Here is an 11,814-nt window from a genome sequence, read left to right on the forward strand (position 1 = left end):
GCGGCGAGCTCTGTTCGACGCTGTGCCGGTCATGATGGAAATCCCTATCGAAAACGTCCGAATAGGGACAAAGCAAAGCGTTGATAAACCGTTCGTTGCGGCGTAAAGTTCATGTACCGCATGAAGTGAAACGCGCCCGCCAGACGGCATCAGCCGAACGTCGGCAAATATCCTTTTTGTCCGCGCATTGGCGGTTCGCTTCATCGTCCGGCTCGCGAGTCCATGCCGCATCCGTTGGATTCGCCATCGACTCGCGCAGTCGCGAGCCCGATCACAGCGGTTCACCGGTTAATCGCCACGCATGTCTATGCGTTGCACCACACGTCTTTCGCCTCTCGCGCAAGTCACTCATCGGACAGGCGCTCAACCGGTGGACATCCGTATTCACATTCGCAATTTTCACAGCGATACTGAGACGCGGCATCGAGGTTGGCAGGCAAGGAGACGAGCAAATGATGCGTGAAGTAAGCGGAGCGTTCTACGGCTCCCGTAAGCTGGATGAAGCACTCGAAGACCTGCGCGCGGAAGGAATCGCGGCCGACCGCGTGCGCGTGGCGAGCATGAGCGGCTTCGCGGATTTCCATACTTCGCAAACGCAGAGCAACAATGCGCAGACACAATGGATCGCGGCGGAATACGCGGGGCACGGGGAACATCTGGGCGTGGTAGATACGCACGACTATCCCTACGGACTCGACATGTCGAGCGACGACATCCTCCCCTCGTTCGGCGCGGACGGCGGCGACGCTGACGTGGCATGCAGCATTACACGCGTCATCGTGAGCATTCGCGACGAAGCGGAGATGCGGGCCGTTTGCGACATCTTCTCGCGCCTCGGCACCGACGATATCGACATCGAAAGCGTCGCGGTCTGATCGGCAACGCCCGCCGCTACGATCGGCCCGTCACTGGGTCGTCGTCGCGGGCTTCGCTTTCTTTTTGTGCTTGGAGTGGAAGCTGCCCGGGCGCGTACTGCCGGGCGTGGACGTGTTGTCGCCGCCGACGGTCGGCCCGGCCGTTTGCCGCGCCGTGAGCGTTGCCCCTGCCCGATCCGCCATTGCCGTTGCCGCCCGACTGCGCCATCGCAACGCCCGACCCGCCTATCGTCACACCTGCCGTCAGCGCGACCGGAACCCGCACCGGCATTGTCCTCATTTTTTCCCTCGTCGATCAGGTTCACCACCGGTCTGAATGCAATCGCATGCATGATGCGTAATTCAAAATGCCATCTGGTATATGGCATGCTGCATGCGAATTCCTTACTTCCGCCGCCGCGCCCGGCCAGACAACCCGCCCGACTCATGGATGCCCGCAAAACCCAACGCGAATCCGCCTATCGCGACGATGCCGCGCCTGCATCGAGAGCAGGTTTCGTGCGCGTGCGCGGCGCGCGCGAGCACAACCTGAAAAACGTCGATGTCGACGTGCCACGCGACGCCCTCGTCGTCTTCACCGGCGTATCCGGTTCCGGGAAGTCCTCGCTCGCATTCGGCACGCTCTACGCCGAGGCGCAGCGCCGCTATTTCGAATCGGTCGCGCCGTATGCGCGGCGGCTCATCGAACAAGTCGGCGTGCCGCAGGTCGATTCAATCGAAGGCTTGCCGCCCGCCGTCGCGCTTCAGCAGCAGCGTGGCGCACCGAATGCACGCTCGTCGGTGGGCAGCGTGACGACGCTCTCCAGCCTCGTGCGTATGCTCTATTCGCGCACCGGCAGTTATCCGCCGAAGCAGCCCATGCTGTACGCGGAAGATTTTTCGCCGAACACGGTTCAGGGCGCGTGTCCCGTGTGCCATGGCCTCGGCCGCGTCTACGAAGTCACGGAAAAGTCGATGGTGCCCGACGACTCGCTCACGATCCGCGAGCGCGCCGTCGCGGCCTGGCCGCCCGCGTGGCACGGACAAAATCTGCGCGACATACTCGTGACGCTCGGCTACGACGTCGACACGCCGTGGCGCGACTTGCCGAAGAAGGATCGCGACTGGATTCTGTTCACCGAAGAGCAGCCGACGGTGCCGGTGTACGCCGGTCTCACGCCGAAAGAGACGCAAGCCGCGCTGAAACGCGGCGCCGAACCGAGCTATCAGGGCACATTCACCGGCGCGCGCCGCTACGTGCTGCATACCTTCGCGCACACGCAAAGCGCGCTCATGAAAAAGCGCGTGTCGCGCTTCATGGTCGGCAGCGATTGTCCGGCATGTCACGGCAAGCGGCTCAAGAAGGAAGCGCTATCGGTGACGTTCGCAGGGCTCGACATCGCCGAATTCGCGCGTCTGCCGCTCATCCGACTCGCCGATCTACTTGCGCCCATCGCACGCGGAGAATGGCCCGCCAGTGATGAAGCGCCGGCTCCCGCGCTCGCGAGGAAAGACCGCATCGCGGCGACGGCCGAGCGCGTCGCGGCAGGCGGCTCGGCGCACAAGGCCGCGCCGGACGTGCGTCGCACGGCCAATCTTTCCGACGAGAAACGCGCCGCCGCCGAGCGCATCGCGGCGGATTTGCTGGAGCGGCTCGGCACGCTCATCGATCTGGGCCTGGGCTATCTCTCGCTCGATCGCGCGACGCCGACGCTCTCATCCGGCGAACTGCAACGATTGCGGCTCGCGACGCAACTCGCGTCGCAGCTCTTCGGCGTCGTCTATGTGCTCGACGAGCCATCCGCGGGCTTGCATCCGGCCGACAGCGAAGCGCTCTTCGCCGCGTTGCAGCGATTGAAGGCAGCAGGCAATTCGCTGTTCGTCATCGAGCACGATCTGAACACCATGCGGCGCGCGGACTGGCTGATCGATGTCGGTCCGGCCGCCGGTGAGCGAGGCGGACATGTGCTGTATAGCGGGCCGCCGGAAGGCCTCGCATCGGTGGAGGAATCGCAGACGCGCAGGCATCTGTTCGCGCCGAAGCAAACGATCGAACGCGTCGCACGCGAACCGCGCGGATGGTTGCGGCTCGAAGGCATCACGCGCAATAACCTGCATGGCATCGATGCCGCGTTTCCGCTCGGCGCCTTCACGACCGTCACCGGCATTTCGGGCTCGGGCAAGTCGAGCCTCGTGAGTCAGGCGTTGCCGGAACTCGTCGCGGAGCGGCTCGGACGCGCGCTCGACGATGCAGAAGAAGACGAGCAGGACCCGCTCTTCGCTCGAGCCGACGCTTCGGCGGGCGGACGCATCGTCGAAGGCATGGAGACGATCCGGCGTCTCGTGCGCGTCGACCAGAAGCCGATCGGCCGCACGCCGCGTTCGAATCTGGCGACCTACACCGGCCTCTTCGATCACGTTCGCAAGCTCTTCGCCGACACGCCGGCCGCGCGCAAGCGCCGCTATGGCGCAGGACGCTTCTCTTTCAACGTCGCGCAAGGACGCTGCCCGACATGCGAAGGCGAAGGCTTCGTCAGCGTCGAGTTGCTGTTCCTGCCGAGCGTCTACACGTCGTGCGCGACATGCCACGGATCGCGCTATAACCCGCAGACGCTGGAAATCGAATGGCATGGGAAGAACATTGCGGATGTGCTCGGCATGACCGTCGATAGCGCATGCGACTTCTTCGCCGATGAAGCCAGCGTCATGCGCGCGCTCGCCGTGTTGCGCGACATCGGCCTCGGCTATCTGCGGCTCGGGCAGCCCGCGACGGAGCTATCAGGCGGAGAAGCGCAGCGCATCAAGCTCGCAACCGAACTGCAGCGCGCGCATCGCGGCGACACGCTCTACATTCTCGACGAGCCGACGACGGGGCTTCATCCCGCAGACGTCGATCGCCTGATGGCGCAACTGCAAGGGCTCGTCGATGCGGGCAATACGGTCGTCGTCGTGGAGCACGACATGCGCGTCGCATCGCTTTCCGATTGGATCATCGACATCGGCCCGGGCGCCGGTGAAGATGGCGGCCGGATCGTGGCGACGGGCACGCCGCAACGTATCGCCGAACATGCTGCAAGCCGCACGGCGCGTTATTTGAGCGACGCGCTGGCCTCAGGCGACCACGTGTCCTGAAGGAATGCCCTTGCGATAGACCTCATCGAACACGGCTTCGAGTTCCCGGTGCGTGCCACGCAATTCATCGACGACACGCTTCGCCCAATCGAAGTATTCGCGCTTTCTCTCATCGCTCCAGCCGGACGGCGGCGCGGCGAGAATATCGCGCAAATTGCAAATCTTATCGGCGAGTTTCACGAGCTTCGCGCCGTGACTGATATGCGCCGCGTGTTCGACCTGCAAACGCTTCCTTTCGGCCTTCGACAAGGACTTGTCGTCCGTCACTTCGTCGACGATGCGCCCGATCTCCGCGCCGAACCGCCGCACGAGTTCATCGCGCGATGTGTCCGTGTCTTCGATCGTGTCGTGCAATATGGCGGCGATCAGCACGCGCTCGTCTTCGACCCCGCCTTCGTTCGCGAGCACATGAGCGAGCGCGATCGGATGATTGATGTACGGCGACGCGTCCGCATCCTTGCGGCGCTGCTTGCGATGTTTGTCGGCCGCGAACGCGACGGCGTGGATGAGTTGATTCACTGGATGGCCTTCCGTGTCGTCTTTACCGGAAGTATAGGTCTTGCGCCGACGCGCCAGTCTCAATACAACCCGACCCACCTCCATACATAAAACCGCACGATACCAACCAGCTCATGCAACGCGCTGTTCGAATCGAACCATCCTCTTCGATGCGGACGCCACCACATGAACTGCGGACGAACATAAGCGACGGTCGGCTGCGGATGCAAACCGAAGGCTTCGAACGCGAGCATCGCGCGACGCATGTGAAGCGACGACGTTATCAAAACCGACGTATCGTAGGGCCGCGACCGCAGTATCTTCTCCGTATTGCGCGCGTTCTCATAAGTGTCGAGACTCTGATTTTCGAGGATGAGATCTTGGCGCTTCACGCCTGCGTCGAGAAGCAGGCTTCCATATAAGTCTGCTTCGCTTTGCTCGTGATGCTGCGGGTTGCCTCCGCTCATGATGACAAAACACGCCTTCTCCATCTCGACGCAACGCTTATAGAGCGACGCCGCAAGATCGATGCGCGTCATCGCGTCACCCTTGGGCACGAGACGCCGGTTATGGTCGTACCAGGTCCCCCCGCCCAGCACGATGATCGCCGTGCGCGGGCCGAACGTCGGATCCTTCATCGACGCGTAGTGATCGTTCGCGAGCCGCACGAGCGGCCCCGGAAACCAGCTTCCGAGCCCCCAGAAGACGATAGCCGTCATCACCAGAATCATGCCGCGCCGTTTTCTCCAAACGAGGAACAGCGCGATGAATAGAAGCAGCAGCGATATCAGAACCAATCAATTCACTCCGGAAAGTTATCGTTTCAAAATGCTTTCAGTGTACGCATCGTTTTTGCTTATCACTCATTCGACCATGCGAAGGAGTTACCTATTTATCGAATATGAAGCGCTGACGTGAGTGTGAATCATCGCATCCGATCGCGACGTGCTTGATATCGCACAAAACGATGCTTTCTCGACGAAGCCCTCCGTGCGCCATCGCACGGACGCATAGGCCCGCAAATTCGTTAAATACGATCAAACAATAGCTATAAGAAAACAGTGCGTGCGAGGGCTCTCGTGGAACCGTCTTCGCGAGACAACAACAACACCACTGCCGATTCGCACCGGGGTTAGCGACATTCGATAAGAACTCATCGTCGCGACCCGGGTTAGTTGCACCAATGGCCGGGTACAAGGGAAAACATAGACAATGAAAACTGAATTGCGCCGCATCCTCGCCGAGTCCGCTCGTCTCGACGTGCCCATCGATACGCTCGCCGACGGCGACGATCTCTACGCCGCCGGTCTCTCTTCGCTTGCCACGGTCCATGTGATGCTGGCGATCGAAGACGAGTTCGGCATCGAAATTCCCGATCACATGCTCACGCGCCGTCTCTTTTCGAGCGTCGATTCGCTCGCATCGGCGGTCGACGAACTGCGTCGTTCGCAGGCGGCAGCATGAACGCGCCCGCTCAGGAGCTTGAAGTCGCCGAGCTCGCGCAGAGCGCAATCTTGCGTAGCGAAAGCGAACTGATCGAAGCCGCGAAGCGCGTCGCGGCCGTTGCGGCCCAGTACGCCGACGCGGTCGATCGCGAAGCGCGCTTTCCCGCCGAAGCGGTTGCAGCGATGCGCAAGGAGCGTCTCTTCTCCGCGATGATCCCAACGGAATACGGCGGCGACGGTCTGTCGCTCACCGGCGTCGCGCGCTTGTGCGAGGCACTGGCGCAAGGCTGCGCATCGTCCGCGATGATCTATGCGATGCATCAGAGCCAGGTCGTTTGCATCGTCGATCATGGCGTGAACGTGCCGTGGCAGCGCGCTTTCCTTGCTCGCATGGTCAACGAACAGTTGCTGCTCGCATCGGCGACGTCGGAAGAGAACATCGGCGGCAACATGCGTACGAGCGCGTGCGCGGTCGATCTCGTCGACAACGCGTTTCGCATCGAGAAGCTCGCACCGACCATTTCGTACGGCAAGTATTCCGACGCCATTCTCGTGACGGCGCGCCGTCATCCGGACGCGCCGCCCTCCGATCAGGTGCTGATCGTCGCGCCGCGCGAAACGTTCACGCTCGAGCAGCGTGGGACGTGGGACACGCTCGGTATGCGCGGGACATGCAGCGAAGGACATCGACTGGTCGCGAGCGGCATCGCGGAACAGATTCTGCCGACGCCGTTCTCGAAGATCGCCGACGAAAGCATGCTGCCCGTATCCCATACCTTGTGGTCGTCGGTATGGTGCGGCATCGCGAGCGACGCGGCGAATCGCGGGCATCAGTTCTTCCGCAATCAGGCGCGCGGCAAGCCCGCGTTGCCGCCTTCGGCCGCGCGCCTTTCGCAAGTGCTCACGCTCATCAAGATGATGCAGGCGCGGCTGCGCGAATCGCTCGCCAATGTCGAAGCGGCGCAGGCCGAACGCGCGGCGCGCAAGGCGAACCAGAGCAATGACGACGACGCACCGCTCGCGGCGTCGATCGGCATCAACGCCGATCTGAACATGCTCAAGCTGGCGATCTCGCAGTCGGCTTTGCATGTCGTGCAAGAGACGCTGATGATCTGCGGCATGGCGGGCTACAAGAACGACACGCCGTTCAGCGTGGGGCGCCATCTGCGCGATCTGCATTCGGCGCCGCTCATGATCAGCAACGATCGCATCGAATTGAACACGGCGAACCTGCTGCTTGCGCAGCGCGCCGCAACGGGGACCATTTGACGATGAACATGCCGACGGAACAGGCCGCCATGATGCAGGCCGAAGCACAAGCACAATCACAAGAGACACAGGCACCGTACGACAAATCGGACTTGACCTTGCGCGATCGCCTGATCGAAGCGGGCATTCTGCTCGATACCGGCGAAGACGGTCTCTATGGCCGCAGCGAAGTATTCGAGGATGTCGTCGAACGGCTCAATCAGGCCATCACGATGCTCGGCGCGGATCAACACGCGGAAGTGCTGCGCTTTCCGCCCGCGATGCGCCGCCGCGATTTCGAGGACAGCGAGTATCTGAAGAGCTTCCCGAATCTGGCGGGCACGATCCACTCGTTCCAGGGCAACGATCGCGGGCATCATCGCCTGCTCGAAGCGCTCGACAAGATCGTGCATATCGGTGAAGAGGAAGAGCGCTCCGACGAATGGATGGATCAGCAAAAGCCGACGCGCCTCGTGCTCACGCCGGCCGCGTGCTATCCGATCTATCCGCTCGTCGCGAAGCGCGGCAATCTCGCGGCTGACGGCGCGATCTTCGATGCGTTCTCGTACTGCTTCCGCCACGAGCCGTCGATCGATCCGGGCCGCATGCAGATGTTCCGGATGCGCGAATACATCCGCGTCGGCAGCCCCGAGCAAGTGATGGCGTTCCGTCAGAAGTGGATCGACCGCGGTTCGCTGCTCGTCAATCTGCTGCAACTGCCTTTCGAAATCGATCTCGCCAACGATCCGTTCTTCGGTCGCGGCGGCATGATCGTCGCCGATAGCCAGCGCGCGCAGCAACTGAAGTTCGAACTGCTCGTTCCCGTCGCGACGCCCGACCGTCCGACCGCGTGCCTGTCGTTCAACTATCACCAGGACCACTTCGGCGAGCTGTGGCACATCCGTCAGGCCGACGATCAGGTCGCGCATACCGCGTGTGTCGGTTTCGGCATGGAGCGCACGACGCTCGCGCTCTTCCGTCACCACGGTCTCGATGTCAAGGCGTGGCCGGAGAAAGTGCGTCAGTTGCTTTGGGGCGACAAGGCGCCGCTCATCGAGGAAGGCCTCGCGAACCTGGGAAACAAGGCATGAACGCACGCTCGCCGGCAGAAGCCGTGACCGACACGTCCATGCCTGCGGACACCGCCTACATCCAGCACGCGCTGCATCGCGAAGAGCGCGTCTGGCTGGAGACGAACTGCTATGTCGACTTGTGGATCGAGTTGCTGCATCACTACGGCTGCGATCCGCATGCGGCGCTCGGTTTCACGGTGACGCAGGCATTCGAGGGCGATCAGTTCACGTTCCCGAAGTTCTCGCTCGACGATATCGCGCGGCTCTATGGCCTGCAGGCGCAAGAGCTCGCGATCTACGACACGCTGGAAGCGCACGTACGCGAGCAGACGCGCCGCGGGCAGATCGTGGTGGTCGAGATGGACTCGTACTATCTGCCCGACACACGCGCGACCGCGTATCGGCAGACGCATACGAAGACGACCATCGCGATCGACGCCATCGACACGGAAGCGAAGCGCATCACGTACTTCCATAATGCGGGTTACTTCGCGTTGGCGGGCGAGGACTACGATGGCGTGTTCCGTCTGATGCCGGGCCTCGCAAGCGATGTGCACGCGCTCTTCCCGTACGTCGAGTTCGTGAAGCGCGCGCGTGCACCGCTCGAAGGCGATGCGATGGTGCAACGCTCGGTCGAGCTGCTCAAGCTGCGTCTCGCGGAACGTCCCGCGGTGAATCCCGTTGCGCAATGGCGCGCGGAATTTCCCGAGCATCTGCGTGCGTTGCTCGAACGCGATCCCGCGTACTATCACCTCTACACGTTCAACGTGATGCGTCAGCTCGGCTCGAACTTCGAGTTGCTGTCGAAGTATCTCGGCTGGCTGAACCGGCACGGCGTGGAAGTATCGAGCGATATTCAGACGAGCGCTCAAGCGATCGCGAGCGAAGCGATGGTCATGCAGTTTCGACTCGCGCGCGCCCGCATGCGCTCGCGCTCGGACCTGTGCGAAGACTGCCTCGATTCGATGCAGGCTTCGTACGACAAGGTTATCGAGCCGCTCGCCGCGCGCTTTCTGTGAACGCCGAAGCCGCGCACATGCCGCGCGGCTTTGGCGTCGTTCTTCGCATTCCATCGACGAGGTAGGTTCATGCACGACCAGTGCGCGCACGCGGCGCGGCGTCTTTCAGAAGGCTGGCAATGCGTGAGCACGCCCGCCGGCTCATGCGCGATGCCCGCATCGCTCGACACCGTCACGCAGTGGATCGACGCGCCCGTGCCGGGCACGATCGCATCCGCATTGCGCGCGCAAGGCGTCAGCGATGAAGCGCTCGCGCAGCCGTTCGCGCATTCCGATCATTGGTATCGCGTGAAGCTCGCGGGCGACGGCAAGCGGCGCTTGCGCTTCAATGGGCTCGCGACCATCGCCGAAATATGGCTCGACGATCGCAAGCTGCTCGAATCGGATTCGATGTTCGTCGCGCACGATCTCGACGTCGAACTCAACGGCGAGCATACGCTTCATCTATGCTTCCGTTCGATCGCGCCCGCGCTTGCCGCCAAACGCGGACGTGCGCGCTGGCGTCCGAAGCTCGCGCAACCCGCCACGTTGCGCAACGTTCGCACGACGCTGCTCGGGCATATGTCCGGATGGTGTCCGACGATTCAACCGGCGGGTCCGTGGCGCCCCATCGAATTGATCGGCGAAACGCGCGCGTGCATCGACAACGTGGATCTGCGCACGAGCATCGACGGCAACGATGGCATGCTCGATGTCACCGTGCGCTACTTTCATGCACAGGAACAGGCGCCGGTTCGCATCGAATGTGGCGACGCGCACGCCACGCTGGAATGGCACGACGCGCGCACGCTCAAAGGCCGCGTGCGCGTGCCCGATGTGCGCTTGTGGTATCCGCACACGCATGGCGAGCCATCGCGCTATGCCGTGAAGCTCGGCGATATCGATCTCGGCGAAGTCGGCTTTCGCACGATAGAAGTCGATCGTGGTGTGGACGGCCGAGGCTTTCAGCTCGTCGTGAACGGCGTGCCTGTATTCGCGCGCGGCGCGTGCTGGACATCGGCCGATATCGTCGCGCTCGATGCGCCGCGCGAGAAACTCGAGAACGTCTTCCGCCTGATTCGCGATGCGGGCCTGAACATCATTCGCGTGAGCGGCATCACGCTCTATGAATCCGACACGTTCTACCAACTCGCCGACGAATACGGCGTGCTCGTGTGGCAGGACTTCGCGTTCGCGAACTTCGATTATCCGGACGACGAAGCATTTCGTGAGAGCGCGCAACGCGAAGCCGAGCAGTTCCTTTCACGCACGCGACGCTTCGCATCGCTCGCGGTGCTGTGTGGCGGAAGCGAAGTGCATCAGCAGGCGGCGATGCTCGGCCTGCCCTTCGACGCGTATCAGCAGCGCCTCTTCACCGAACTCTTGCCGAATGCGATTGCAGCGCAGCGGCCCGACGTCGCGTATGTCGTGAACTCGCCGAGCGCGGCGCCCGGCGACAAGGAGTCGATGCCTTTCGGCACGCGCGGCGGCATTACGCATTACTACGGCGTGCCGGCGTATCAGCGCCCGTTCGACGATGTGCGTCGCGCGCAAGTGCGCTTCGCCTCCGAATGTCTCGCGTTCGCCAACGTTCCCGACGATGTCGCCCTGCGCGCGATACCGAATGCGCGCGCGCACGAACCGCGCTGGAAAGCAGGCGTGCCGCGCGATCCCGGCTCGGCGTGGGATTTCGACGATGTACGCGAGCATTACATGCGATCGCTCTATCGCATGGACGTGCCGCGTTTGCGCTATGAAAATCCCGAGCGCTATCTGGAACTGTCGCGCGCGGTCGTCGCGGATGTGATCGGCGCGGTGTTCTCGGAATGGCGTCGCGAAGGATCGAGTTGTGCGGGGGGCATCGTATGGAATCTGCTCGATGTGCGTCCGGGCGCGGGCTGGGGCATCATCGACGTTCTCGGCGCACCGAAGAGCGCGCTGCATGGACTCGCGCGCGTGCTTCAACCCGTGCAGGCGTTGATCCTCGATGAAGGTCTCGACGGACTCGACGTTCATCTCGTCAACGATACCGCGCGCGAGATTCGCGCACGGGTCGAACTGGCGTGCCTGCGTGAAGGCGCGATCAAGGTCGCGAGCGGTTCGCGCGATGTCGTATTGCAACCGCGCAGCGTACAACGTGTGTCGTCGAATGCGCTGATCGGCGCATTCTTCGATATCGCATATGCGTATCGCTTCGGCCCGCGCGCGCACGATGCGACGCATGTCGTTCTGCGCGACGCGGACACGAACGAAGTGCTGTCCGAAGCGTTCCACTTCCCCGATCCGTCGATTGGGGAGCGGCGCGATATCGGCTTGAGCGTCACCGTCGAGAAGGACGACGAGGGCTTCAGTCTCATTGTCGAAACGGCGCAGCTCGCGCGCTGGGTGCATATCGCCGATCCGAACTACTTCGCACGCATCGACTGGTTTCATCTCGCGCCGGGAAGCACGCGTCGCATTCCGCTCGTCGCGCGGCACGGGAACGTGAGCGCCGCGCCCGAGGGCGATGTATTCGCGATCAATGCGATTCGAAGCGCGACGTATCGCGCTTCGTGATGCGCGCGCG

Annotated in this window: 9 protein-coding genes; 7 read left to right on the forward strand and 2 right to left on the reverse strand. The window is 62.7% G+C overall.

The features are described 5' to 3' along the window. The first annotated feature begins 452 nt into the window (after positions 1–452). Positions 453–875, forward strand: coding sequence for a hypothetical protein (locus tag NCT05_RS23595; RefSeq protein ID WP_008348325.1), 423 nt, complete (start codon positions 453–455; stop codon positions 873–875). Positions 876–1,301: 426 nt separating this feature from the next. Next, entirely contained in the window at positions 1,302–3,986 is a 2,685-nt protein-coding gene (locus NCT05_RS23600; RefSeq protein WP_250503300.1) for an excinuclease ABC subunit UvrA, read from the forward strand. Here the strand turns inward: NCT05_RS23600 and NCT05_RS23605 are convergent. Further along, complete coding sequence (locus tag NCT05_RS23605; protein WP_008348331.1) at positions 3,966–4,505, reverse strand: HD domain-containing protein; 540 nt, start codon at positions 4,503–4,505, stop codon at positions 3,966–3,968. The two genes, NCT05_RS23600 and NCT05_RS23605, sit on opposite strands and share 21 nt — an antisense overlap. A gap of 59 nt (positions 4,506–4,564) precedes the next feature. Then, a complete protein-coding gene (locus NCT05_RS23610) occupies positions 4,565–5,281 on the reverse strand; it encodes a YdcF family protein (protein WP_175981084.1) in 717 nt (238 codons plus the stop codon). A gap of 415 nt (positions 5,282–5,696) precedes the next feature. On the opposite strand from NCT05_RS23610, the gene NCT05_RS23615 reads away from it, so the two are divergent. The 5 genes from NCT05_RS23615 to NCT05_RS23635 all read left to right on the forward strand — a co-directional run bounded on the left by NCT05_RS23615 (position 5,697) and on the right by NCT05_RS23635 (position 11,804). Next, positions 5,697–5,948: an acyl carrier protein gene (locus NCT05_RS23615; RefSeq protein ID WP_008348335.1), complete on the forward strand. Its 252-nt coding sequence runs from the start codon at positions 5,697–5,699 to the stop codon at positions 5,946–5,948. Further along, the gene (locus tag NCT05_RS23620; RefSeq protein WP_175981087.1) at positions 5,945–7,198 is read left to right on the forward strand and encodes an acyl-CoA dehydrogenase family protein; all 1,254 of its coding nucleotides are present in this window, start codon (positions 5,945–5,947) and stop codon (positions 7,196–7,198) included. The genes NCT05_RS23615 and NCT05_RS23620 overlap by 4 nt, the downstream gene beginning before the upstream one ends. Positions 7,199–7,200: 2 nt before the next feature. Next, positions 7,201–8,268: an amino acid--[acyl-carrier-protein] ligase gene (locus NCT05_RS23625; RefSeq protein ID WP_033536223.1), complete on the forward strand. Its 1,068-nt coding sequence runs from the start codon at positions 7,201–7,203 to the stop codon at positions 8,266–8,268. Continuing rightward, a complete protein-coding gene (locus tag NCT05_RS23630) occupies positions 8,265–9,269 on the forward strand; it encodes a DUF1839 family protein (protein WP_008348339.1) in 1,005 nt (334 codons plus the stop codon). Before NCT05_RS23625 ends, NCT05_RS23630 begins: the two co-directional genes overlap by 4 nt. A gap of 69 nt (positions 9,270–9,338) precedes the next feature. Further along, positions 9,339–11,804: a glycosyl hydrolase 2 galactose-binding domain-containing protein gene (locus tag NCT05_RS23635; RefSeq protein ID WP_250503301.1), complete on the forward strand. Its 2,466-nt coding sequence runs from the start codon at positions 9,339–9,341 to the stop codon at positions 11,802–11,804. Positions 11,805–11,814 lie beyond the last annotated feature (10 nt).

Source organism: Caballeronia sp. AZ7_KS35 (assembly GCF_023631045.1).
GTDB lineage: Bacteria > Pseudomonadota > Gammaproteobacteria > Burkholderiales > Burkholderiaceae > Caballeronia > Caballeronia zhejiangensis.

Excerpts from the sequence above, each read along its gene's own strand:
- NCT05_RS23620 (WP_175981087.1), top strand. The coding sequence starts at position 5,945 with ATGAACGCGCCCGCTCAGGAGCTTGAAGTCGCCGAGCTCGCGCAGAGC.
- NCT05_RS23615 (WP_008348335.1), top strand. The coding sequence starts at position 5,697 with ATGAAAACTGAATTGCGCCGCATCCTCGCCGAGTCCGCTCGTCTCGAC.
- NCT05_RS23635 (WP_250503301.1), top strand. The coding sequence starts at position 9,339 with ATGCACGACCAGTGCGCGCACGCGGCGCGGCGTCTTTCAGAAGGCTGG.
- NCT05_RS23600 (WP_250503300.1), top strand. The coding sequence starts at position 1,302 with ATGGATGCCCGCAAAACCCAACGCGAATCCGCCTATCGCGACGATGCC.
- NCT05_RS23625 (WP_033536223.1), top strand. The coding sequence starts at position 7,201 with ATGAACATGCCGACGGAACAGGCCGCCATGATGCAGGCCGAAGCACAA.
- NCT05_RS23630 (WP_008348339.1), top strand. The coding sequence starts at position 8,265 with ATGAACGCACGCTCGCCGGCAGAAGCCGTGACCGACACGTCCATGCCT.
- NCT05_RS23595 (WP_008348325.1), top strand. The coding sequence starts at position 453 with ATGATGCGTGAAGTAAGCGGAGCGTTCTACGGCTCCCGTAAGCTGGAT.